The sequence below is a fragment of the Pseudoflavonifractor sp. HNCC25GI2 genome (assembly GCF_058136395.1).
In genome coordinates, this window is record NZ_JBYUOW010000001.1 from 108,491 (window position 1) to 130,681 (window position 22,191).

The 22,191-nt window shown below is 62.5% G+C and carries 22 protein-coding genes; 10 read left to right on the forward strand and 12 right to left on the reverse strand.

The features are described 5' to 3' along the window. Nucleotides 1-11: 11 nt before the first annotated feature. From AC3YUO_RS00480 to AC3YUO_RS00490, 3 genes are read right to left on the reverse strand one after another with little or no spacing between them, the layout of a single operon-like run. Nucleotides 12-512: a hypothetical protein gene (locus AC3YUO_RS00480; protein ID WP_489961085.1), complete on the reverse strand. Its 501-nt coding sequence runs from the start codon at nt 510-512 to the stop codon at nt 12-14. A gap of 13 nt (nt 513-525) precedes the next feature. Continuing rightward, on the reverse strand, nt 526-1,200 hold the full coding sequence (locus AC3YUO_RS00485) for a response regulator transcription factor (RefSeq protein ID WP_489961086.1): 675 nt from the start codon (nt 1,198-1,200) through the stop codon (nt 526-528). Between the two features lie 30 nt (nt 1,201-1,230). Next, nucleotides 1,231-1,935 carry a UBA domain-containing protein gene (locus AC3YUO_RS00490; protein ID WP_489961087.1) on the reverse strand — a complete coding sequence of 235 codons (705 nt, stop codon included), beginning with the start codon at nt 1,933-1,935 and terminating at the stop codon, nt 1,231-1,233. A gap of 186 nt (nt 1,936-2,121) precedes the next feature. Here AC3YUO_RS00490 and AC3YUO_RS00495 point away from each other — a divergent pair, with 186 nt between their 5' ends. Next, complete coding sequence (locus AC3YUO_RS00495) at nt 2,122-3,297, forward strand: polysaccharide deacetylase family protein (RefSeq protein WP_489961088.1); 1,176 nt, start codon at nt 2,122-2,124, stop codon at nt 3,295-3,297. Next, nucleotides 3,294-3,623, forward strand: coding sequence for a hypothetical protein (locus tag AC3YUO_RS00500; protein ID WP_489961089.1), 330 nt, complete (start codon nt 3,294-3,296; stop codon nt 3,621-3,623). Before AC3YUO_RS00495 ends, AC3YUO_RS00500 begins: the two co-directional genes overlap by 4 nt. 48 nt (nt 3,624-3,671) lie before the next feature. Here AC3YUO_RS00500 and AC3YUO_RS00505 read toward each other — a convergent pair whose 3' ends face one another. The 3 genes from AC3YUO_RS00505 to AC3YUO_RS00515 are packed head-to-tail and all read right to left on the reverse strand — an operon-like array spanning nt 3,672 to nt 6,283. Beyond that, the gene (locus AC3YUO_RS00505) at nt 3,672-5,612 is read right to left on the reverse strand and encodes a heavy metal translocating P-type ATPase (RefSeq protein ID WP_489961090.1); all 1,941 of its coding nucleotides are present in this window, start codon (nt 5,610-5,612) and stop codon (nt 3,672-3,674) included. Nucleotides 5,613-5,667: 55 nt separating this feature from the next. Continuing rightward, entirely contained in the window at nt 5,668-5,889 is a 222-nt protein-coding gene (locus tag AC3YUO_RS00510; protein WP_489961091.1) for a cation transporter, read from the reverse strand. Between the two features lie 31 nt (nt 5,890-5,920). Then, nucleotides 5,921-6,283 carry an ArsR/SmtB family transcription factor gene (locus AC3YUO_RS00515; RefSeq protein ID WP_489961092.1) on the reverse strand — a complete coding sequence of 121 codons (363 nt, stop codon included), beginning with the start codon at nt 6,281-6,283 and terminating at the stop codon, nt 5,921-5,923. A 212-nt stretch (nt 6,284-6,495) separates the two neighbouring features. Here AC3YUO_RS00515 and AC3YUO_RS00520 point away from each other — a divergent pair, with 212 nt between their 5' ends. The 5 genes from AC3YUO_RS00520 to AC3YUO_RS00540 all read left to right on the forward strand — a co-directional run bounded on the left by AC3YUO_RS00520 (nt 6,496) and on the right by AC3YUO_RS00540 (nt 12,174). Continuing rightward, on the forward strand, nt 6,496-7,038 hold the full coding sequence (locus tag AC3YUO_RS00520; RefSeq protein WP_489961093.1) for a nitroreductase family protein: 543 nt from the start codon (nt 6,496-6,498) through the stop codon (nt 7,036-7,038). A gap of 90 nt (nt 7,039-7,128) precedes the next feature. Further along, nucleotides 7,129-8,118, forward strand: a complete 990-nt coding sequence (locus AC3YUO_RS00525; protein WP_489961094.1) for an Ig-like domain-containing protein — start codon at nt 7,129-7,131, stop codon at nt 8,116-8,118. Nucleotides 8,119-8,213: 95 nt separating this feature from the next. Further along, complete coding sequence (locus AC3YUO_RS00530; protein WP_489961095.1) at nt 8,214-9,617, forward strand: MBOAT family O-acyltransferase; 1,404 nt, start codon at nt 8,214-8,216, stop codon at nt 9,615-9,617. A 15-nt stretch (nt 9,618-9,632) separates the two neighbouring features. Then, entirely contained in the window at nt 9,633-10,751 is a 1,119-nt protein-coding gene (locus AC3YUO_RS00535; RefSeq protein ID WP_489961096.1) for a DHHW family protein, read from the forward strand. 88 nt (nt 10,752-10,839) lie between these two features. Continuing rightward, nucleotides 10,840-12,174, forward strand: a complete 1,335-nt coding sequence (locus tag AC3YUO_RS00540) for a CCA tRNA nucleotidyltransferase (protein ID WP_489961097.1) — start codon at nt 10,840-10,842, stop codon at nt 12,172-12,174. A gap of 50 nt (nt 12,175-12,224) precedes the next feature. Here AC3YUO_RS00540 and AC3YUO_RS00545 read toward each other — a convergent pair whose 3' ends face one another. The 6 genes from AC3YUO_RS00545 to AC3YUO_RS00570 all read right to left on the reverse strand — a co-directional run bounded on the left by AC3YUO_RS00545 (nt 12,225) and on the right by AC3YUO_RS00570 (nt 18,202). Then, nucleotides 12,225-13,613: an alanine/glycine:cation symporter family protein gene (locus AC3YUO_RS00545; RefSeq protein WP_489961098.1), complete on the reverse strand. Its 1,389-nt coding sequence runs from the start codon at nt 13,611-13,613 to the stop codon at nt 12,225-12,227. A 190-nt stretch (nt 13,614-13,803) separates the two neighbouring features. Then, nucleotides 13,804-14,160, reverse strand: coding sequence for a Smr/MutS family protein (locus AC3YUO_RS00550; protein WP_489961099.1), 357 nt, complete (start codon nt 14,158-14,160; stop codon nt 13,804-13,806). Continuing rightward, on the reverse strand, nt 14,141-14,716 hold the full coding sequence (locus AC3YUO_RS00555; protein ID WP_489961100.1) for an HdeD family acid-resistance protein: 576 nt from the start codon (nt 14,714-14,716) through the stop codon (nt 14,141-14,143). Before AC3YUO_RS00555 ends, AC3YUO_RS00550 begins: the two co-directional genes overlap by 20 nt. After that, entirely contained in the window at nt 14,713-16,320 is a 1,608-nt protein-coding gene (locus AC3YUO_RS00560) for an amidohydrolase (RefSeq protein ID WP_489961101.1), read from the reverse strand. The genes AC3YUO_RS00555 and AC3YUO_RS00560 overlap by 4 nt, the downstream gene beginning before the upstream one ends. 183 nt (nt 16,321-16,503) lie before the next feature. Further along, a complete protein-coding gene (locus AC3YUO_RS00565; RefSeq protein ID WP_489961102.1) occupies nt 16,504-17,229 on the reverse strand; it encodes an NAD-dependent protein deacylase in 726 nt (241 codons plus the stop codon). Between the two features lie 28 nt (nt 17,230-17,257). Further along, nucleotides 17,258-18,202, reverse strand: coding sequence for a hypothetical protein (locus AC3YUO_RS00570; protein ID WP_489961103.1), 945 nt, complete (start codon nt 18,200-18,202; stop codon nt 17,258-17,260). Nucleotides 18,203-18,361: 159 nt separating this feature from the next. On the opposite strand from AC3YUO_RS00570, the gene AC3YUO_RS00575 reads away from it, so the two are divergent. The 3 genes from AC3YUO_RS00575 (at nt 18,362) to AC3YUO_RS00585 (ending at nt 22,076) form a co-directional block, all read left to right on the forward strand. Then, nucleotides 18,362-20,512 carry a Tex family protein gene (locus AC3YUO_RS00575; protein ID WP_489961104.1) on the forward strand — a complete coding sequence of 717 codons (2,151 nt, stop codon included), beginning with the start codon at nt 18,362-18,364 and terminating at the stop codon, nt 20,510-20,512. A gap of 65 nt (nt 20,513-20,577) precedes the next feature. Continuing rightward, a complete protein-coding gene (locus tag AC3YUO_RS00580; protein WP_489961105.1) occupies nt 20,578-21,513 on the forward strand; it encodes a dipeptidase in 936 nt (311 codons plus the stop codon). Between the two features lie 68 nt (nt 21,514-21,581). Then, a complete protein-coding gene (locus tag AC3YUO_RS00585; protein ID WP_489961106.1) occupies nt 21,582-22,076 on the forward strand; it encodes an AlbA family DNA-binding domain-containing protein in 495 nt (164 codons plus the stop codon). Nucleotides 22,077-22,191: the final 115 nt, after the last annotated feature.

Here is a 22,191-nt window from a genome sequence, read left to right on the forward strand (position 1 = left end):
TGCCTTTTGGTTTACTGCTGTCTCAGCCAGTTCTGGATCAGCGTCAGATTTTCATAGGCCACATAGCTGCCCCCACGGACCAGAAAGCTCAGGGCCCGCTCCTCCTCGGGCGTGCGGCGGCTGCCCTTCTCCTGAAGGGCCTTACGGGTGGAGCGGGTGACCATCCCCACCATTCTCCGTTTCAGCCAGCTTACCTTCTTAGGCGCCCAGCCCCCCTGGAGGTAAAAGACCGGCAGATTGTTGGTATAGTTGGTGCGGGCCATGGTGCTCAGCACCTGCTCCCCCGGCGGGGACATGCCCACACCGCAGATGCCCTTGACCGAATAGCGCTTCATGGCCTGGTCCAGACCGGTAATGTGCCCGGCCATCAGGGGGCCCATGTAGAAGACCTCCTCCCCCGCCAAGGGCTGAGGCCCTGTTCCCTGCTCATAGCACTTGATCTTTTCCGCCTTGGCCAACATCTGGGCGTACTCCTGGGTAAAGCCGGTGTTGGACTGATACAAGATAACCATTCCGCCATTCCTCCTAATTCTCGCGGATCACATAGCCCACACCCCGGACGGTGTGGATGAGCTTGATGCCGAAGGCCTCGTCAATTTTGCTGCGGAGGAACCGGATATACACATCCACCGAGTTGGTCTCCCCCACAAAGTCGAAGCCCCACACGCTGTCCAGCAGGGACTCCCGGGTGAGCACCCGCCCCTTGTTTTCCAGCAGCTGGCGCAGAAGGTCAAACTCCTTCTTGGTGAGCTCCACCTCCTGCCCCTTCACGGTCACCCGGTGGCGCTCCACATCCATACTGAGCTCTCCGGCGGTGAGCAACGGCTCGCCCCGCTCCCCCCGGCCCCGCAGAGCAGCCCGGATGCGGGCCAGCAGCTCCTCGATGGCAAAGGGCTTTGTGATATAGTCATCCGCCCCCGAATCCAGGCCGGACACCTTATCCACCACGCTGTCCCGGGCGGTGAGCATAATGACGGGGATCTGACTCTCCCGGCGCAGCCTGCGCAGCACCTCCATTCCCGACAGCCGGGGCAGCATGATGTCCAGCAGCACCAGGTCAAATTCCCCCGACAGAGCCCGTTCCAGGCCGGTGCGTCCGTCAAAGGCTTTCTCCACCTCATAGCCCTCGTACCGCAGCTCCATCTCCACCATACGGGCCAGCTTTTCCTCATCTTCTACCAACAGAATCCGCTCTGACACGGTTTGTTCCTCCCGTTCTTCGGCCGGGTCTCAGTTCCGGTCGTCCTTGTTCCGCTTTCCGCCCAGAAGTTCTTCATCCATCCGGCGGTCCAGCTCATCCATCTGGCGCTCCACTTCCTCCGCCTGGCGCTGAGCCTCCTCGGCCCTGCGCTGGGCTTCCTGCGCCTTCTCCTCAGCCTCCGCCCGGCCGGCACGGCTCTGGCCGCGCAGCTCGTCCATGACCTGACGGCCCAGGTCGGCGGCGGTATCCGCCACGCTGCCCATCACATTGTTAATGCTGTCCCGCTCCAGGTCCGGCCCGGAAAAGCGGTACCGGAACCCCACAAACAGGCCCAGAATCAGCAGGGGAATCACAATATAATAGGCCACAATCAGCAGCAGAATTAAAATGAGCACCGGGATGGCGGTGACCGGCCGGTCCTTCCGCCAGATCTCCAGTTCGTTGTCCAGAAGAATATAGCGAAGCCGCTGCAAAATACTGCCCCGGCTGGCCTTTTTCTCCTTCCCCGGTTCCGGCTGAGGCTCCGGCTCCTCCGCCTCCTCCGGCATGGGCGGCGTCTGACCCCGCGTGGAGTAGTAGGCCCCCTCCGGGCGCGGGATGTATCCCCGCTCCTCCAGATAGATCAGGGCGTCCAGCAGGTTGCCGCCGCTGTAAAGCAGCGCCTCCTTGGCCTTGGCATAGCTCACGTCGGCCTTTTCCCGCAGGCGCTCCACCTGTTCCAATGTCACTTCCATCAAGCCGGCTCCTTTCCCCGGACACGGTTCATTTTCGTCTCTCAGGATAGCACACAGCGCTTGAAAGGGCTTTTACCCTTCATTAAAAACGGATTAAAACCGCAAATTACTGCCAAAACAAGGCCGCTTGCCTCCCCGATTATACTATGTTATAATCCGTTTATCAACCGGAAAGGAGGAGGGCTCATGTCTCCCAAACGCAGACTGCTGGGCATGCTTTTGACCGTCGTGCTCTGTCTGGGACTGTTCGCTCCCATCCCCGCCAGCGCCGCGGATTTGTACTTTACTTCCATTAACGATAATCTCCAGCCGCTCACCGCTGACACCATGCCCGTCTGGTCGGGCGGAACCCTGTATGTGCCGTACAGCGTCTTTGACGCCAACAGCACCGGCGTCAAGCTGGGGCTGGAGTGCAGCTATGAGCGCACCTCCAATACCGTCACGCTCTATAACCTGCGGAAAATGCTGGTGTTTGATCTGAATACCGGGGTGAGCCGCAACGAGCTGACCGGGGAAACCTACTCCGCCAAGGCCATCATGCGAAACGGACGCCCCTACCTCCCCCTCTATCTGGTGTGCGATTTCTTCGGCCTGACCTACTCCTACAACACCATCAGCCAGGGCTATCTGGTGCGCATCAAGAGCAGCGCCGTGGTTCTCTCCGACGAGATGTTCATTGACGCCGCCGGCGACTTTATCAACCGCCGTCTCCGGGAGTACTATCAAAGCCTCAACCCCTCCACGGACACCGGCTCCAGCGGCGGCTCCACCGGAGGCTCCGGTACCACCATTACCCCCACTCCCGAGGATCCTGATGAGGAGGAAGATTCCACCTCCGTGCGCACCTATCTGGCCTTCCGCTGCGAGGATGAGGCGGGTACCACCGCCGTTCTGGACGCCCTGGACAGTGGTACCTACGCGCTTTTCCTCCTTACGCCCCAGGTCATGGAGGAAAACCCCAGTCTGGTGCGCCGCATTCTGGGTTCCGGCCACAGCATCGGCATTCTGGCCGAAGGGGATTCTCTGAGCAAGACCCAGGACCTGCTGGACCGGGGCAACGCCATCCTGGAGCAGCAGCTCCACCAGCGCACCACCATCGCCTGCGTGCCGGACAGCCAACGCTCCGCTCTGGAGGCAGAGGGCTGGGTGTGCTGGGATGAGACGCTGTCCCTCACCCCCTCCGACACGGTGGGGGCCAACACCTTCGCCTCCAATACCCTGCGCCGCCTGAAGGGTCGCACCTACCGCACCTATCTGACCATGCCCGCCAACGAAAATACAGTCCGCGTTCTCTCCTCCCTGCTGCGGCAGCTGGAGAGCAACGACTTTGTTGTCAGTGTACCCACGGAGACACACCTATGAGTATGAGAACCGTCAATTTAGCTTCCTTCGCCCCTTCGAAGGGCGATCCCGCACGGCTGGCCCGGCTGACCCGCCATCTGGAGGCCCGGCTTCAGGACTTCGGTCCGGGCGGGCCGGAGGTGCGCTCCGCCGACCAGGAAATCGGCCTGGTCCGGGCCCGCTTCTCCGGCCGCACCCCCAAGGCGCTGGCGGAGGCTCTGGAGCACCGCTTTGGAATCCTGGTCCGGACGGAGGGGGAGGACGTGGTCTTTCAGCTCACGCTGGAAATCCCCTTTGAGGATTTGGATTACGTGTGGGGCTGCCTGTTTCAGGTTTTAGGAGAATAACAAAAACGAGGCCGGCGGAGTGTTCCGCCGGCCTTGTTCTATTCTTCTTTATTGTTTTTTGCGGAGCATGCGGCTGGCGTTGAGAATGGCCAGCACCGACACGCCCACGTCGGCAAAGACGGCCATCCACATGTTGGCCATGCCGAAGGCGGACAGAATCAGCACCAGGAACTTCACGCCCAGGGCGAAGACGATGTTCTGTCGCACAATGCGCAGGGTTTTCCGGGCGATGGACACGGCCACCGGGAGCTTGGTGAGGTCGTCGTCCATGAGCACCACGTCCGCCGCCTCGATGGCGGCGTCGGAGCCCATGGCTCCCATGGCCACCCCCACGTCCGCCCGTGAGAGGACCGGAGCGTCGTTGATGCCGTCCCCCACAAAGACCAGCTGCTCTCCGGGCCGCTTTTGGGCCAGCAGCTGCTCCACCCGCTCCACCTTGTCTCCGGGGAGCAGGCCGGCGTGGACCTCATCCAGCCCAAGGATCTTCCCCACCGCCTGGCCCACAGCGGGGGCGTCGCCGGTGAGCATCACCGTGCGGCCCACGCCCTCCGCCTTCAGCATCTGAAGGGCACGGGGAGCGCTCTCCTTAATCTGGTCGGCCACCACCAGGCGGCCCAGGTACTGTCCATCTGCCGCCACATAGACCACGGTGCCCACCGGTTCCCCGTCCTCCGGCACCGCCACGTCAAATTCCTTCATCAGCTTCCCGTTGCCTGCCAGCACGGTCCGGCCATCCACCACGGCCCGGACGCCCCGGCCGGGGAGCTCCTCTGCCTGGGTGACCCGGCTGAAGTCCGCCTCCGGGCAGGCCTCCTGGATGGACCGGGAGATGGGGTGGGTGCTGAAATGCTCCGCCAGCGCGGCCAGCTCCAGAAGCTCCTCCCGGCTGCCTGCGGCCGCCTCCGCCTCGGTCACAGCAAAGCGCCCCTGGGTCAGAGTGCCCGTCTTGTCAAAGACCACAATGCCAGCCTGGGCCAGGGCCTCCAGGTAGTTGCCGCCCTTCACCAGGATGCCCTGGCGGGAGGCCCCACCGATGCCCCCGAAGAAGCTGAGGGGGATGGAGATGACCAGAGCGCAGGGGCAGGAGACCACCAGGAAGATGAGAGCCCGCTGAATCCACATACCGAAGGATCCCAGCCCCAGCAGCGGCGGCAGGAGCCCCAGAGCCAGGGCGGCAAAGACTACCGCCGGGGTATAGTAGCGGGCAAACTTGGTGATGAAGTGCTCCGCCTTGGCCTTTTTGGATGCGGAGTTCTCCACCAGCTCCAGAATCTTGGAGACGGTGGAGTCCTCAAAGGGCTTGGTGACGCGGATGCGCAGCACCCCGGAGAGGTTGATGCAGCCGCTGACCACGTCCCGGCCCTCCCCCACCTCACGGGGCATGGACTCGCCGGTGAGAGCGGCGGTATCCAGGGTGGAGCTGCCCTCCGTCACTACACCGTCCAGGGGGATGCGCTCACCGGGCTTGACCAGAATGGTGTCCCCCACGGAGACCTCCTCCGGGTCCACCTGCACCAGCTGGCCCTCCCGCTCCACATTGGCATAGTCGGGGCGGATATCCATGAGGTCGGAGATGGATCGGCGGCTGCGGTCCACCGCCACACTCTGAAAGAGCTCCCCCACCTGGTAGAAGAGCATGACCGCCACGCCCTCCCGGTACTCGCCGCAGCCGAAGGCGCCCACGGTGGCCACCGCCATGAGGAAGTTTTCGTCAAAGACCTGGCCGTTTTTGATGTTGCGGATGGCCCTCCACAGCACATCCCAGCCGATGACCAGGTAGGGGATGAGGTAGAGTAGAGGCTGGACGAGTCCATAGCTGTACTCCGTATAGCCAGCCTCCAGCCATTCAGCAGGCGGCGACCATTGCCCGGTAAAATCGATAACCCAGTGTTCCGCCGGATAAATTTGGTTGGGAAACAGGGCTGCGGCAACCAGCAAAAGAAAGCTGATGACAATGCGCCAAAGCATCTTCTTCTGTTTTTTTGTCATGGGAATTTCCCTCCCTCGAGCACAAAAGACGAGGCGTCCCGCCTTTTGCAGAATCTTATTTCAGCACAATCTCGCAGTCCGGCTCCACCTTCTTGCAGACCTTCACCGCCTGGCGCATGATTTCGTCCAGCCGGTCCTCCTCCGCCTCGATGGTCAGCTTCTGGGTCATGAAGCTGATGCTCACGTCCTGCACACCGTCCAGCTTCCGGATGGCGTCCTCCATCTTGGCCGCGCAGTTGGCACAGTCCAGATCCCGCATTTTATAGGTCTTTTTCATCTTGTTTTACCCCTTTCCAATCTGAATCTGTTTATTGCTCCGTAATGTGCTCCATGCCCTGGGACAAAATCCGGATGACATGCTCGTCGGCCAGGGAATAGTAGACGGTCTTTCCCTCCCGGCGGAACTTCACCAGCTTGCTCCCCTTCAGTACCCGCAGCTGGTGGGAGACCGCGCTCTGGGTCACCTCCATGAGCTTGGCGATGTCACACACGCACAGCTCCCCCTCCAGCAGGGCATATAAGATTTTCACCCGGGTGCTGTCTCCGAAGATTTTGAACAGCTCTGCCAGGTCGTACAGCGTCTCGTCCGCCGGCAGCAGCCCCCGCACCCGCTCCACCGCGTCCAGATGGACCTGGCTCTCCTCGCAGCAGGGCAAATCCCGTTGTTCCATAGGCCTCTCCTTTCCAAACATATGAACATATATTCATTTGTTAATCTGAATATACGCCTGCTGTCTCATTCTGTCAAGAGGAAAATGCGTCGAAGTCTGGTATTTTTCCCTTTGGGCTGGTATAATGCAAGTTACCCTTTGGGACACATTCTATTTTTATTCTCTGAACCGCGTACCATGTTCAGAAAGGAGTCTGAATCAGGATGAAGAATATGGATTTGCTGAACCTGCTGCTGGACCGGCGCAGCTGCCGGACATTCCGCTCTGAGCCTCTGGACCGGCCCACCCTGGCCGCCATTGTGGAGGCGGGCCGCTACGCCCCCAGCGCCATGAACCGCCAGCAGTGCCGGTTTTATGTTATTACCGATCCCCAGCTGCTGCAGCGCATCTCCGACACAGTCAGCCGCCGTCTGAAGGGCTTTGAGGGGAAGGACTGCCGCTACGGCGCCCCCGCCCTGGTGCTGGTGACCAACCAGGAGAGCAACATCTGCGCCCTGCAGGACGCCGCCTGCGCCATGGAGAACATGATGCTGGCCGCCAGCGCGGTGGGAGTGGGCTCCTGCTGGATCAACCAGCCCTATCACCTGCGCAAGGACGAGGAGATGCAGGCTCTGCTCTCTGAGCTGGGCGCCCAGCCCAGCGAGTTCCCCTGCTGCTCTCTGGCCCTTGGCCTGCCGGAGGGGCCTCTGTTCCCCGGCCGACGGGAGCACACCGGCAATGGGGTGACCTGGGTAACCGGCGAAAAAAATAGTTGAAAAAAGTGGGAACTTTTTTTCCGGGCCTGCGTCAAACCCACTGACGAACCAAATACGCTGAATTGACTCAGCCCGAAAAGGAGTTTTACCATGAAGCGACGCATTTTTGCTCTGGCGCTGGCCTGCGCCCTGTCTCTGGCCCTGCTGACCTCCTGCGGAGGAAACAGCGGCAGCGGTTCCTCTGTGTCCGGCAGCGGTTCCGACCTGTCCAGCGGATCCTCCTCCAGCCAGGATGGCTCCGACGTGTCCGCCCCCGGCTCCTCCCTGATCGACGGCTCCCAGAGCGAGGGCAGCCAGTCCTCTGGCTCCGCCAGCAGCTCCCAGCAGCCTGACGTTTCCCAGCCCGAGCAGAGCAAGCTGACCCTGAACCGCACCGAGTTTGCCCTGTTCACCACCGGCTCCTCCTTCCGTCTGAAGGCCGCCGGAATCCCTGAGGGCGCCACCGTCACCTGGAAGTCCAGCAATGACAAGGTAGCCACCGTAGGCGAGGACGGCACCGTCACCTACGTCGCTGCCGGCAACGCCACCATCACCGCCACTGCCGGCGGCCTGACCGCCACCTGCAAGGTGTACTGCAAGGCGGAGAATAAGCCCGAGCAGCCCGACAACGGCGGTTCCTCTTCCGGCGGCTCTTCCAGCTCCGGTTCCGGCTCCTCTTCCGGCGGATCCTCCAGCCAGACCGTGGACCTGAAGGCCTTTGCCGACACCGTGATTGCCGACTACGAGCTGCCCTTCATGTCTGCGATGGACAGCACCATGCTGACCAATTACCTGCCCGGCCTGTCCGATCTGTCCGCCCAGCTGGCGGCCTACACCTGCCAGATGTCTCCCTCCCCCGCCGGCGACCTGGTGCTGGTGCAGGTGAAGGACAGCAAGGATGTGGCCGCTGTGAAGTCCATCTTCCAGGCCCGCATTGACAACATGGTGGGCACCGACGAGAATCCCGGCGCCGCCTGGTATCCCGAGCCCATCCGCATGTGGAAAGAAGACTCCCGCATCGTATCCAATGGCAACTACGTGATGCTGGTGGTCTGCGGCGACTGCGATTCCATCGTGAAGGACTTCAACGCCCTGTTTTAATTTGATTTCCTGTTCCACATACTAGTTAAGCGCGCGTTTTACATCTCAAACGGCGGACGAGCGAGTCGTCCGCCGTTTCTATGAGGAGGCTTCCCATGGTTTTTTCCACCCCCATTTTTCTATTCTGTTTTCTGGTCCTGACCCTACTGGTCTATTACCTGGTCCCCCGTGGTCTGCGCAATGTAGTACTGCTGTGCTCCTCCCTGTTCTTCTATTTCTGGGGCGAGCGGGTCTTTGTCCTTATTATGCTCCTGTCCACCGCCATCGACTACACCCACGGTCTTCTGGTGGAACGGTGCCAGAAAAATGGCAACGACAAGGGCGCCCGGTGGGCGGTGGCCTCCTCGGTCATCTTTAATCTGGCCCTGCTGTTCTTCTTCAAGTACTGGGACTTTATTGCCTCCTCCCTCCAGGCCGTCGGTCTGACCTTTATGCCGGTGCTGAACACCCACCTGCCCATCGGCATCTCCTTCTACACCTTCCAGACCATGAGCTACACCATTGACGTCTACCGCGGGGACGCCCGGGCCCAGCGCAACATCATTAACTTCGGTACCTTCGTCACCCTTTTCCCTCAGCTCATCGCCGGCCCCATCATTAAGTATAAGGATCTGGGCGACCAGATTGACAGCCGTACCTACTCCTCCGAGCGCTTCGCCAGCGGCGTGCAGATTTTCATGGTAGGTCTGGGCAAGAAGCTGCTCATCGCCAACAACGTGGGTATGCTGTGGGACACCTACAAGGCCATGGCTCCCGGAGACCTGACCGTGGCCGGGGCCTGGCTGGGTGTGCTGGCCTTCACCTTCCAGATTTACTTCGACTTCTCCGGTTACTCCGATATGGCCACCGGCCTTGGGCGGATGCTGGGCTTTGAGTTCCTGGCCAACTTCAACTACCCCTATATCTCCAAGAGCATCACCGAGTTCTGGCGGCGCTGGCACATCTCTCTGTCCACCTGGTTCCGGGAATACCTCTATATTCCCCTAGGGGGCAACCGCTGCTCCAAGGCCCGCTGGATGTTTAACCTGCTGGTGGTGTGGGCCGCCACCGGTATCTGGCACGGCGCCAGCTGGAACTACCTTCTGTGGGGTCTCTACTTCTTTGTCCTGCTCATGATGGAGAAGTTCTTCCTGCTGAATCTGCTGAAAAAAGCTCCCGCTCTGGTGGGACACGTCTATACCCTGTTCTTTGTGCTGGTCAGCTGGGCCATCTTCGGTCTGGAAAACTTTACCCAGCTCACCGCCTACCTGAAGGTCATGTTCGGTCTGGGCGGCGTGCCCCTGATCAACGGGGAACTGGGCTACTATCTGTCCAGCTACCTGCCCATCCTGTGCGTGGCCGCCCTGGCCTCCACGCCTCTTGGCGTGAGCCTGTACCGCCGGGGCAGCGTCCGGGTTCAGCAGGTGGCCTGCACGGTGCTGGTGGTAGCCGGACTGGTGGTATGCACTGCCTATCTGGTGGACGGCACCTACAACCCCTTCCTCTATTTCCGCTTTTAAAGGAGGCGCAGTACCATGACCAAAAAATACAGCATTTTCCTTACCGTTCTGTTCTGCGCCTTCATCGGCGGGGTATTCCTCATCAGCCTGCTGCTGCCCAAAAAAGAGTTCTCCCCCTTGGAAAACCGCTACCTGGAAAAGCCTCCAAAGCTGAGCCTGGAAACTCTGTCGGACGGCACCTTCATGGAGGACGCGGAGGACTATGTCTCCGACCACATTGTGGGCCGGGACTTCTGGGTGGCCGCCAAGGCCTGGAGCGAGCGCCTGAGCGGCAAGCACGAGAATAACGGGGTCTACTTCGGCAAGGAGGACACCCTCATCAACCGGGTGAAGGACCCGGACATGGACAAGCTGAACAAGGACATGGGCTACGTGGACTCTCTGGTGAGCAACACCACCATTCCCGTCTACTTCGGCCTCATCCCCACCTCCGCCGCCATCTGGGCCGACCGGCTCCCCGCCGGGGCCCCCACCGCGGATGAGCAGTCCATCATTGACCAGCTCTACTTCACCACCGGGGCCAACACCGTGGACCTGTATTCCGCCCTCAACGAGCACAATGACGAGGACATCTACTACCGCACCGACCACCACTGGACCAGCCTTGGGGCTTTCTACGGCGCCAACGCCCTGCTGGAGGCCATGGGAATGGAGCCTCTCAATCTGGACGACTATCAGAAGACCACTGTCTCCGACCAGTTCTACGGCACCACCTTCTCCTCCTCCGGCGTACGGTGGGTGAAGCCCGACTGCATTGACACCTACGTCCCCGGGGACGGCGTCACCGTCACCTCCTACTTCGGCGGCAATCCCTCCCAGGGCTCTCTCTATGTGGACAGCTACCTGGACGTGAAGGATAAGTACTCCTACTTCCTGGGCGGCAACCAGGCTCTGTGTGTCATTGAGACCGAGCACACCGACGCTCCCAGCGTGCTCATCGTCCGGGATTCCTACTCCGACTCCCTGGCCCCCTTCCTCACGGAGCGTTTTTCGGAGATCCACCTCTTCGACCTGCGCTACAACAAGACCAGCCTGAAGAGCTATATCGAGGAGCACGACATCGACAATGTGGTGGTGCTCTACTCCTTCTCCAACTTCGTTACCGACCAGAACCTGTTCCTGCTGGGGCAGTAATGTGTTCAAGGCGGAGGCGCATACGCGCCTCCGCCTTGTTTTTTTCCCAAAGCTCTGGTACTATGGCAGAGAAAAAGGAGGTGGAGGTATGACCCAATTTGACCCAAGGGCGCTTCGGGTCCTGGAGCGGCTCAAAGAAGCCGGGCACCAGGCGGTGCTGGTGGGGGGCTGCGTACGGGACGGGCTGCTGGGCCTTGCCCCCCACGACTATGACGCCGCCACCTCCGCCCTGCCCCAGGAAATTCTCTCCGCCTGCTCGGAGTTCCGGTGCGTGGAGACTGGTATTGCCCACGGCACCGTTACCGTGTTGTGCCAGGGGCTCCCCGTGGAGGTGACCACCTTCCGCCGGGAGGGAACCTACTCTGACCACCGCCACCCTGACCAGGTATCCTTCACCACCAGCCTGGAGGAGGACCTGAAGCGGCGGGATTTCACCATCAACGCCATGGCCTGGGGACCAGAGGGACTGACTGACCTCTTCGGCGGGCAGGAGGACCTGAGAACGCGTCAGGTGCGCTGCGTGGGCTGTCCGGACCTCCGCTTTCAGGAGGACGCCCTGCGCCTGCTGCGGGGGCTGCGGCTGGCCGCCCAGCTGGACTTTTCTCTCCATCCGGACACCGCCGACGCCATCCGCCGAAACCTACCCCAGCTCTCCCATGTGGCTTGGGAGCGCATCTCCGCCGAATTTGTCCGCCTCATTTGCTCTCCTGCGGCGGGTCGGATTTTATTGGACTTTCCCGATGCCGCCGTCCAGGTCATACCCGAGCTTAGGCCCTGCGTGGGCTTTGACCAGCGCAATCCCCATCACCGCTACGACGTCTATACCCACAGCGTCAGGGCGCTGGAGGCGGTCTCCCCCGTCCCTGCTCTGCGGCTGGCCGCCCTCCTCCACGACGTGGGCAAGCCCCCCTCCTTCTCTCTGGATGGACAGGGCGTGGGCCACTTCTACGGCCACCCCAAGGTGAGCGCCCGGCTGGCCGAGGACGCCCTTCTCCGTCTGCGGCTGGACAACCACACCCGGGAGCGGGTTTTGCTCCTCGTCGCCCGCCACGACCTGCCTGTGGAGCCTACCCGGCAGTGGGTGGGCCGGTGGCTGTCCCGGCTGGGCGAGGAGGCCTTCTTCCAGCTTATGGAGCTGAAGGCAGCAGATGGCCTGGCCTGCGGCACTCCCGCCGACGGACGGGAAGAGGCCCGGAAACAGGCCGAGGTCCTGGCCCGGCAGGTGCTCGGGCAGCGCCCCTGCCTCACCCTGAAGGAGCTGGAAGTGAACGGCCGGGACGCCATGGCCGCCGGACTGACGGGTTCGGACATCGGCCGGGTGTTGCGCGCCCTGCTGGAGCAGGTGGCGGAGGGAATACTCCCCAACGAGCGGAGTGTTCTCCTCCAGCGGCTGGAACAGCTGGCCAAGGCGAAAAAAGATTAAAAAAATCCCTCCGGATGTTCCGGAGGGATTTTTCTGTGTCAATAAAGGGTTCAGGACAGGCGATTTCCGCTGAAATACCGCTTGGTCTCCCTGGCCACCACGCCGGACAGGGCCAGCAGGGCGACGAGGTTGGGAATGGCCATCATGCCGTTGAGGGTGTCGGAGATGTCCCACATCAGCTTGCCGGACCCGGTGGCGCCCACAATGCACGCCAGCACAAAGACAACCTTATAGAGCAGGTTGACCGCCTTGCTGTCGTGGGTCAGGTAGCCCCAGCACCGCTCGCCGTAGTAGCTCCAACTCAGCACGGTGGACAGGGCAAAGAACAGAAGGCTCACCTGGATGATGGTGCCGCCCAACGTGCCGGGGAGGATGGTGTTGAAGGCAGCCACCGCCGCCGCACCGTTGGAGCTGTAAGTCGCCAGAGCCTCTTCCCCTAGCTCCAGGCCGGAGAGAACCACGGTGAGGGAGGTAATGGTGCAGATGACGATGGTGTCGATAAACACCTCAAACACGCCCCAGATGGCCTGGTCGCCGGGGTCCTTGTTGGAGGAGGCGGCGTGGGCGATGGGGGCAGAGCCCAGGCCCGCCTCGTTGGAGAACACACCCCGGGCAAAGCCCTGACGCATGGCCACCACAATGGCGTAGCCGAACACGCCGCCGCCCACAGCCTCAAAGCTGAAGGCACTCTTCACGATGAGGGCCAGTGCAGCAGGCACCTCCGTGATGCGCAGGGCAATGACCACCACGCCGGCGGCAATATAGAAGATGGCCATAAAGGGCACCATGTAGGAGGTCACCTGGCCGATGCGCTGCACGCCGCCCAGAATGACGATTCCTGCCACCACCGCAAGCCCGATGCCGGTGACCAGGGGATCCAAGCCGAACAGGCCCTTCATAGCACCGGCAATCTCACTGCACTGGGCGATGTTGCCGATGCCGAAGGAGGCCAGGCCGCCCAGCAGGGCGAAGATGACCGCCAGCCACTTCCAGTTTTTGCCCATGCCCCTCTCAATGTAGTACATGGGGCCGCCCTTGTGCACGCCCTTCTCATCGGTGACGCGGAATTTCAGCGCCAGGGCGATCTCAGAATACTTGGTGCACATGCCGAAAAAGGCGGACACCCACATCCAGAACACCGCGCCCGGTCCGCCCACAAAGATGGCTCCGGTGACGCCGGCGATGTTGCCCGTACCTACCGTGCCCGCCAGAGCGGTGGTCACCGCCTGGAATGGGGACAGGTTGCTGCCGTGGTCCGCGTCCGACTTGCGGAACAGCGAGCCCACCGTGTTTTTCATAATGTAGCCAAACCGCCGCACCTGTACCCAGCCGGTGCGGAAGGTGAGGAAAATGCCGGTCCCTACCAGCAGTGCCAGCATAATGGGGCCCCACACAAAGCCGTTGACCGCTTTGTTAATGGCAGTAATCGTCTCTAACATATCCTCGCTTCCTCTCCCTACTCATTTCTCCCGCTTCCTGCGTCACACTGCAGATTCCTGCCCGCAGTCCGCTGATTAGAGACAATTATACCTGATAGCACGCACAAAACGCAAGTTTTCCGTTTTCGCCCTTCATTTTTCCGTCTGTTTGCACAACTTTTCCACTTTATCACAATAGTTTTTTATTGCTTTATAGCAAAATAAAGGTCACGCCGTTGTTGTGCCGCTCCAGGTCCGGGTCCCGCCGCAGGGCGTCGCAGCGCCGGAAGGCGGCCAGGGTACCGGCATGGAAGATGGAGAACTCCTCCCCGGGAATAAAGTCCGCAATCTCTCCCCGGGTTTTCAGCCGGCCCAGATACTTCCGGCTCTCCACCCGGATGCGGCCTCCTGTCCCCGAGGAGCCATAGCCGTGGATAATCTTCAGCGCCCGGAACCCCAGGCTGCGGCTGCGGTGGATCTCAAAGGTCAGCTGGCGGATGGCCTGGTCCACGGTGGGCAGGCCATGCTCCAGATTGACCTCCCTCAGCTCACCAGTCCGACCGGTCATCGTCCAGATCCCGCTCCGCCTGGCGGAAGGCCCGGCTCAGCCGCCAGATGATGTATAGGTCGCTGACCCCGTCAAAAACAAGGGCCAGACCAATGAGCATAATCAGCGTGGCAAAGGTCCCGAAGGGGTTGATTAAAACGAGAGCACCCAGGGCTACTGTCACCGCGCCCAGGGCCAGGTCCAGCCACCACCGGGACCAGCTCTGCTTCATCAGGGCCACCGCGCCCTGAAGGTCCACGATGCCGTGGAAGATCAGAATGGCGCCGAAGATATACTGAATCAGGACAACCACGGACTCCGGGCTGGTCATCAGCCACACGCCGATGGCGCACAGCACCACTCCCGGCAGCAGGAACACAATGGGGTAGCCCTCCCGGCGCCGGGAGATCCAGCCCAGCAGATAGATGACTCCGGTGACAAACACCGCAAAGCCCAGCAGCATACACAAAAGGCGCACCGACCCATTGGGCCACCACACCAGGATCAGCCCCAGCAGGATGGTCACCGCCGCGGCGGCGATGCTGCTGCGGCGCTGTTCATTCAGAATGCTTTTCATGCTCTCGGTCCTCCTTCGTTCTCGGACTGATAAATGGTTTCCCCGGCCTTTATGGTCTCCAGCACCTGGATTTCCCGGATCTCTTCCGCCGGGACGGCCAGGGGATCGGCGGACAACAGCACCAGGTCCGCCCGCTTACCCGGGCACAGGGAGCCCTTGCGCTCCTCCTCAAAGTACTGCCAGGCGGCGTTGACGGTCACCGCCCGCAGGGCCTCCAGGACAGGAATCCGCTCGTCCTCGCCCAGCAGGCGCCCGCTGCGGGTCAGCCGGTTGGCGGCACACCACACCGTCTCCAGCATATCCGGCTTGATGACGGGGGCGTCCTGGTGGAAGGTGAAGGGGATGTTCTGAGCCAGGGCGCTGCCGGCAGGGCTGATGTGCTCTGCCCGCTCCAGGCCGAAGTTTTTCACATGGACGTCGCCCCAGTGGTAGACGTGGGCCACAAAGAAGGAGGGGATAACCCCCAGCTTTCTGACCCGCTCCAGCTGGTCCCGGCCCAGCAGCTGGGCGTGGATCATCACCGGGCGGGGCGGGCACTTGCCCTCCCCTGCCGCCCGCTTCAGGGCATCCAGATACTGCTGGGCCGCCCGGTCCCCGTTGCAGTGGGCCAGCAGCTGCATGTGCTTTTCTCCGGCCATCCGCACCCGCTCATAGACCTGCTCATCGGTGAGGGTGGGATAGCCCCGGTAGTCCGCCTCCCCGGCGTAGGGCTCCCGCATCCAGGCAGTACGCCCCTGGGGGGAGCCGTCCAGAAAAATTTTGAAGCCGCCCAGCTTGAAATTGCGGCGGTAGCCTCCCACATAGTCGGCAAACTCCTCCACCAGAGCCGGGTCCGCCCCATCGGCATAGGCCACCACATCCAGCTTCAGCATCTGATGCTCCAGCAGCTGGTGGTAGAGGGGCGCCAGCTGCCGGGGGAACATGCCCTCCTGAACGGTGGTGATGCCCCGGGCGGCGTACTGCTTCTGGGCCGTGGAGAAGGCCTCCAGGAATTTGGATGCGTCGCTCATGGGCGCCCGGCCCAGCAGGGTCAGAAAAGCGTTCTCCTCCATATAGCCGGTGAGCCGCCCCTCCCCGTCCCGCTCCATGACGCCGCCGTCGGGGCAGGGGGTGTCCTCCCCCACACCCAGCTGCTCCAGAGCCAGAGAGTTAAAGACCCCCACGTGCCCGGAGGCATGCTGGATAACCGCGGGATTCTCCGGGCAGGCCCGGTCCAGGGCCCAGCAGTCGGGCGGCACGCCTTCCACCAGGTTGTTCTGGTCATAGCCCGCCCCCATGACCCACGTTCCGGGCTCGGCGCCGCTGTCCCGGACAAAGTCCGACATGCGCTTGCAGATCTCCTCCTGGGTGACGCACTCCCCCAGAGGGGCCTGAAGCAGGGCGTTGGCACAGGCGGCCAGGTGGCTGTGGGGGTCCACAAAGGCGGGCATCAGGCACCGCCCCTCCAGATTCACCCGCCGGGCGTCAGGACCCGCCAGGGTTCTGGCCTCCTCCAGCTCTCCCACGTAAAGGATGTTCTCCCCCTGGGTCACCAGGGCCTGGGCGTACAGTGGCTGCTCCATCGTGAGAATGGGGCCGCCGTAATAAAGTGTCCGTGTCATCATGTTTTCTCCTGTCCGGGCCCCTTCCGGGCCCTTCCAAACTTGGTACCAGATTGCCCCACGTCTCTCTCTCTTATCCAAAACGCACAATTTTTATCATTATAGCATAACGGCCCCCACCCCACAATCCAAATTCTCCCATGAAAAAAGGCCACCCCCACCAGGGGGCGGCCTCAAGTATTTGACTCAGCGAACTTTAATGCTTCCCAGCACCTGTCCGATGGGGGCGGAGATCATCAGGTCGGCGTGGGTGTCGTAGGGCGTGGGGCTCTTATTGATGAGCACCAGCCGGTGTCCCCGGTAGTAGTGCACCAAACTGGCGGCGGGGTACACCGCCAGGGAGGTCCCGCCGATGATGAGCATATCCGCATTTGCGATATCGCTCACCGCTCCCTCCAGCACCCGGCTGTCCAGGGATTCCTCGTAGAGCACCACCTCGGGCTTCACGGTGCCGCCGCAGGAGCAGGTGGGCACCCCCTTGCTGTCCCGGATAAACTCCACCGGATAGGACTTGCCGCAGCGCATGCAGCGGTTGCGGTGGACGCTGCCATGCAGCTCCCACACCCGCCGGGAGCCCGCCTTCTGGTGCAGCCCGTCGATATTCTGGGTGACCACCGAGCGCAGCTTGCCCGCCGCCTCCAGCTCTGCCAGCTTCCGGTGGGCGGGGTTGGGCTGGGCGTCCAAGCAGAGCATCTTGTCCCGGTAAAACCGGTAAAACTCCTCCGGGCGGGCGTCAAAGAAGCTGCGGCTCAAAATCTCCTCAGGAGGATAGTCGTACTTCTGGTTATAGAGCCCGTCCACGCTGCGGAAGTCCGGAATGCCGCTCTCCGTGGACACACCTGCCCCGCCGAAAAAGACAATGGCCCGGCTGTCGTCAATCCACTGCTGTAAAATCTTTTGTTCCGCTTCCATTTCCTTCCCACTCCTTTTCCAGCAATCTCTACCGGGCAGACAGGAACGCTTCCCGCTGCCGCTCCAGCCGCTCCGCATTTCCTTCCAGGGTCTGCCGCTCCCTGTCCAGGCTGCTCAGCAGCTGCGTCACCTGGTCCAGACTGCGGCTGACGCCCGCCTGGGCATCCGAAATCTGGCCCTGAACATACAGATCGGCAAATAAGCCGTCAAAGAGATAATCGGCCATGGCGGCAAAGCCCCCGATCTCTACGTCAGGCACCTCCACCGCCGACACGTCGGCCATCTCCGTACGGAACCGGCTCAGCGCCCACCGGGCCTGGTCCGCCAACCGCTGGGCGTCGTCCATGGCGCTGTGCTTGGCCATGGTGGCCAGCATACCGCCCCCGAAAATGTCCCAGGTGCCCCAGTTTGAGGCACTGTCCAGGGCGGAGCCCATCTCCTCCAGCGCTCTGAGGGCCTCCACTCCCGCTGAGGCAGCCTCCTGAACTTCCCGCAGCTGCCGCTGGATCTCCCGGTTTTCCTCCTCCAGCCGGATGAGCGTCCGGGCCTGTTCGCCCCCCATCCGGCGCAGCAGCTCCTCTTTTTCCTCCAGCAGCGCCTGGTAGCGGGATTGCTGCGTCAGCAGGCTGTCCCGCTCCTTCTGCACGGAGGCCAGCCGGCCCTCCAGGTCCTCCAGCGCCCGCCGGGCCGCATCATAGCGCGCCTTGGCCGCCAGAGCCTCCCGGCGCTCCTGGTCCAGCCGCTCCTCACGTTCTCCTTTCAGGCGGGCCCAGAAGGAGGCCAGAGATATGCCCTCCAGTTCGTCCACGTCCGCCTCTTCCCGGGCCAGGACGTCCCGGGCCTCAGCCTCCGCCTGACAGCACTGCTCCCGCTGCGCCTGCAGATCCCGGAGCACCGCCTCCAGCTTCCGCGCCCGTTCCAGCGCCTGCCCGGCCTGTTCCAGCTCCCGATCCAGCTCCTCCTGGGTACGCATTTCCCTTCCCCCTTCTTCCGGCGGACCTGCCGCCTTTGGTTGCTGCCATTATAGCACGTTTCTCTCCGGGGTGCAATTTGAGCCGGCGCTGCCCGGCTGGACATTTTCCCCGTTTTCCGCTACACTGTCAGGGACACCACGTTCACCAAGGAGACGATTATGGACATTATTCTTGAGACATTGGCCCGAGAGCTGGGACGCTCCCCGGAGCATGTAAAAAATGTGGTCACCCTCCTGGATGAGGGCGCCACCATTCCCTTCATCGCCCGCTACCGCAAGGAGCTCCATGGCTCCATGGACGACCAGCTGCTGCGCCAGCTCTACGACCGGCTTCAGTACCTGAGAAACCTCCAGGCCCGGAAGGAGGAGGTCAAGTCCTCCATTCAGAACCAGGAGAAGCTCACCGACGAGCTCGCCGCCGCCATCGATGCCGCCGCCACTCTGGCGGAGGTGGAGGACCTGTACCGCCCCTACAAGCCCAAGCGCCGCACCCGGGCCACCATCGCCCGGGAAAAGGGCTTGGAGCCCCTGGCCCGGCTGCTCTTTGACAAGGGTCCCGCCATGGTGCCTCAGGAGGCGGCAAAAGACTTTGTGGACCCGGAGAAGGGGGTTGAGACGGTGGAGGACGCCCTCCAGGGGGCCAGCGACATCATCGCCGAGGAAATTTCTGACGACGCAGATATCCGCAAGGACCTGCGGCAGCTCTATCTGCGCCGGGCCCTGCTGGTGTCCCAGGCGGCGGACAAGGAGCCGGAGGACACGGTGTACCGCCTCTACTACGACTTCAAGTGCCCGGTGCACAAGATTCAGGGCTATCAGGTGCTGGCCGTCAACCGGGGCGAGCGGGAGGGCGTTTTGAAGGTCTCCGTGGCTCTGGACCCCGAGACTGCCCACGTGGCGGTGCGCCGGGGCGCTGTACCCGGGGCGGCGGCCATGGACTTCGTCCGCGCCGCGGCGGATGACGCCTACGACCGGCTCATCGGCCCCTCCATGGAGCGTGAGATCCGCGCCTACCTCACCGAGCAGGCCGACGAGGGGGCCATCCACATGTTTGCCCTGAACTTAAAGCCCCTGCTGATGCAGCCCCCGGTGAAGGGAAAGGTGACCATGGGCCTGGATCCAGGCTACCGCATGGGCTGCAAGGTCGCGGTGGTGGACGGCACGGGCAAGGTGCTGGACACGGCGGTGGTCTACCCCACCCACGGGGAGCGGCAGAAGCAGGAGGCCATCGCCAAGCTGTCCCAGCTGGTGCGCCGCCACGGGGTGGAGCACATCGCCATCGGCAACGGCACCGCCAGCCGGGAGACCGAGCAGATGACGGTGGAGCTCATCCGCCAACTGGGGGGCAAGCTCAGCTACATGATCGTCAGCGAGGCGGGGGCCTCGGTGTACTCTGCCTCCAAGCTGGCCGCGGAGGAGTTCCCCCAGTACGACGTGAACCTGCGCTCGGCGGTGTCCATCGCCCGGCGCCTTCAGGACCCCCTGGCGGAGCTTGTAAAAATTGACCCCAAGGCCATCGGTGTGGGCCAGTACCAGCACGACATGCCCCAGGCCCGTCTGAGCGAGGCCCTGGACGGGGTGGTGGAGGACTGCGTCAACGCGGTGGGCGTGGACGCCAACACTGCCTCCCCCTCCCTCCTCCAGCGGGTCAGTGGTCTCACCGCCGCCACCGCCAAAAACGTGGTGAAGTACCGGGAGGAAAACGGTCCCTTCACCGCCCGCAAGCAGCTTTTAAAGGTGCCCAAGCTGGGTCCCAAAGCCTTTGAGCAGTGCGCAGGCTTCCTCCGGGTGCCCGAGAGCAAGAGCGTGCTGGACAACACCGGCGTCCACCCGGAGAGCTACGCCGCGGCGGAGAAGCTGCTGGCGGCCTGCGGCTTCACCCTGGAGGATGTGAAGGCGGGGAATATCGCCGGACTGAAGGAGAAGTCGGAGGAGATTGGTCTCGACCGCCTGGCGGAGACCTGCGGCGTGGGCGCCCCCACCCTGGCGGACATCCTCAAGGAGCTGATGAAGCCGGGCCGTGACCCCCGTGATGAACTGCCCGCCCCCATTCTCCGCACCGACGTGCTGGAGGCCAAGGATTTGAAGCCGGGCATGGAGCTTAAGGGCACAGTGCGCAACGTCATTGACTTTGGCGTGTTTGTGGACATCGGCGTCCACCAGGACGGCCTGGTCCACATCAGCAAGCTGCCCCGGCGGGTGCAGCACCCCTCGGAGCTGCTCTCCGTGGGCGATGTGGTCACCGTCTGGGTCATTGACGTGGATGAGAAGAAAAAGCGCATCAGCCTGACCATGAAAAAGCCGCAGTAAACTGGTTCCATTTCCATTCCACCGAACATACAATACGGTAATGTTGAATTGGAGGAGGCCCCCACATGCCTAGCTGTACCGTTTTTGATCTCCACTGCGACACCCTCACCGCCTTCATGGACCCCATCCGCTGCCCGGATACGCTCAATGACCCGGCCTCCGCCTTTGCCCTGTCCCGGATCCCAAGTGGGGTACATTGGTGCCAATGCTGCGCGGTGTTTATCCCCGACGGTCTGACGGAGGAGGAGGCCTGGGGGTACTACCGCTTCCATCGGGACCGCTTCTTCCGCCAGATGGAGCGGTTTTCCGCCTGTGCCCTCCCCTGCCGCACCGCGGAGGACGTGGAGCGGGCCTGGGCAGAGGGAAAAACCGCCCTCATCCTTACGGTGGAAAACGCCTCCTTCCTGGGCGGCCACCTCAGCCGGGCAGAGGAGCTCCGGCGGGACGGCGTGCGCATCGCCTCCCTCACCTGGAACGGTCCAAACGCACTGGGCTCCGGCCATCAGACCGGGGAGGGGCTCTCGTCCCTGGGCCGGGAGGCGGTAGGAGTCCTGGAGGACTGCGGCATCTTCCTGGATGTGTCCCATCTCAACGACGCGGGGCTTCGGGATGTGCTGGATGTGGCCCGCCGCCCCTTTCTGGCCACCCACTCCAACGCCCGGGCGGTATGCCCCCACCCGCGGAACCTCACCGACGAGCAGCTGCGGGAGCTCATCGCCCGGGACTGTCTCATTGGCCTCAATTACTACTCCCCCTTCCTGCGTTCGGAAGGCGAGGCCGGCTTTGACGACCTGCTCCGCCACGCCCGGCATATTCTGGGCCTGGGCGGGGAATACTCCCTGGGACTGGGCTCCGACTTTGACGGGGCCGATTTGCCCCCCTGCCTGAACAACTGCGAGAAGGTGCCCCAACTGGGCGCCGTTCTGGCCGATCCGCTGGGTTCCGGGGCGGCAGATCGGATTTTATGGCGCAATGCCCTGGACTTTTTCGCCAAAAATTGACCCATGCTCTTGCAGCCCCTTTCACCCCGGGCTATACTGGGAGAAAAGGGGGGCTCGTCATGCGGGACATGCTGGATACACTGGATTTTCTGTCCGATTACCGGGAGGACAACCGCATTGAGGCCAAGCGGGCCCAGGGCGGCCTGCCCCACAGCCTGTGGGAGACCTACTCCGCCTTTGCCAACACCCTGGGCGGCGTCATTCTGCTGGGGGTGGCGGAGGGAGAGGACAAATCTCTCTATTCCGTTCCCCTCTTCGACCCTCAGGAGCTGGTGGACGAGTTCTGGTCCATGGTGAACGACCCCAAGGTGGTCAGCGCCAACATTCTCCAGCCGGAAGATGTGCAGATCGTGAGCAGCGGCCGCAATCAGATTGTGGCCATTTTCGTGCCCCGGGCGGACTTCCGCCACCGGCCGGTCTATCTGGGGGAGGACCCCTTCACCGGCACCTACTACCGCCGGGGCGAGGGGGACTGCCGCTGTCCCCGCCACGAGGTGGAGGCCATGCTCCGGGACCGGACCGACCCCAATCCCCTGGCGGGACTGGGGCCCGTCTCCCGCTGAATCCCGGCTTTTCCGGTCCGGAAGCCCTTTTCTGGGCTTCCGGACTTTTTTCGTCAAATTTCTTCTCCTTTGGCAGCATTTCCAACCAATTCACTTCTTTACGGTCATTTCTCTT

Bases quoted from the DNA above. Each gene is read 5' to 3' on its own strand.
- AC3YUO_RS00480 (WP_489961085.1), bottom strand. From the start codon at position 512: ATGGTTATCTTGTATCAGTCCAACACCGGCTTTACCCAGGAGTACGCC.
- AC3YUO_RS00490 (WP_489961087.1), bottom strand. From the start codon at position 1,935: ATGGAAGTGACATTGGAACAGGTGGAGCGCCTGCGGGAAAAGGCCGAC.
- AC3YUO_RS00495 (WP_489961088.1), top strand. From the start codon at position 2,122: ATGTCTCCCAAACGCAGACTGCTGGGCATGCTTTTGACCGTCGTGCTC.
- AC3YUO_RS00500 (WP_489961089.1), top strand. From the start codon at position 3,294: ATGAGTATGAGAACCGTCAATTTAGCTTCCTTCGCCCCTTCGAAGGGC.
- AC3YUO_RS00505 (WP_489961090.1), bottom strand. From the start codon at position 5,612: ATGACAAAAAAACAGAAGAAGATGCTTTGGCGCATTGTCATCAGCTTT.
- AC3YUO_RS00510 (WP_489961091.1), bottom strand. From the start codon at position 5,889: ATGAAAAAGACCTATAAAATGCGGGATCTGGACTGTGCCAACTGCGCG.
- AC3YUO_RS00515 (WP_489961092.1), bottom strand. From the start codon at position 6,283: ATGGAACAACGGGATTTGCCCTGCTGCGAGGAGAGCCAGGTCCATCTG.
- AC3YUO_RS00520 (WP_489961093.1), top strand. From the start codon at position 6,496: ATGGATTTGCTGAACCTGCTGCTGGACCGGCGCAGCTGCCGGACATTC.
- AC3YUO_RS00525 (WP_489961094.1), top strand. From the start codon at position 7,129: ATGAAGCGACGCATTTTTGCTCTGGCGCTGGCCTGCGCCCTGTCTCTG.
- AC3YUO_RS00530 (WP_489961095.1), top strand. From the start codon at position 8,214: ATGGTTTTTTCCACCCCCATTTTTCTATTCTGTTTTCTGGTCCTGACC.
- AC3YUO_RS00535 (WP_489961096.1), top strand. From the start codon at position 9,633: ATGACCAAAAAATACAGCATTTTCCTTACCGTTCTGTTCTGCGCCTTC.
- AC3YUO_RS00540 (WP_489961097.1), top strand. From the start codon at position 10,840: ATGACCCAATTTGACCCAAGGGCGCTTCGGGTCCTGGAGCGGCTCAAA.
- AC3YUO_RS00545 (WP_489961098.1), bottom strand. From the start codon at position 13,613: ATGTTAGAGACGATTACTGCCATTAACAAAGCGGTCAACGGCTTTGTG.
- AC3YUO_RS00550 (WP_489961099.1), bottom strand. From the start codon at position 14,160: ATGACCGGTCGGACTGGTGAGCTGAGGGAGGTCAATCTGGAGCATGGC.
- AC3YUO_RS00555 (WP_489961100.1), bottom strand. From the start codon at position 14,716: ATGAAAAGCATTCTGAATGAACAGCGCCGCAGCAGCATCGCCGCCGCG.
- AC3YUO_RS00560 (WP_489961101.1), bottom strand. From the start codon at position 16,320: ATGATGACACGGACACTTTATTACGGCGGCCCCATTCTCACGATGGAG.
- AC3YUO_RS00565 (WP_489961102.1), bottom strand. From the start codon at position 17,229: ATGGAAGCGGAACAAAAGATTTTACAGCAGTGGATTGACGACAGCCGG.
- AC3YUO_RS00570 (WP_489961103.1), bottom strand. From the start codon at position 18,202: ATGCGTACCCAGGAGGAGCTGGATCGGGAGCTGGAACAGGCCGGGCAG.
- AC3YUO_RS00575 (WP_489961104.1), top strand. From the start codon at position 18,362: ATGGACATTATTCTTGAGACATTGGCCCGAGAGCTGGGACGCTCCCCG.
- AC3YUO_RS00580 (WP_489961105.1), top strand. From the start codon at position 20,578: ATGCCTAGCTGTACCGTTTTTGATCTCCACTGCGACACCCTCACCGCC.
- AC3YUO_RS00585 (WP_489961106.1), top strand. From the start codon at position 21,582: ATGCTGGATACACTGGATTTTCTGTCCGATTACCGGGAGGACAACCGC.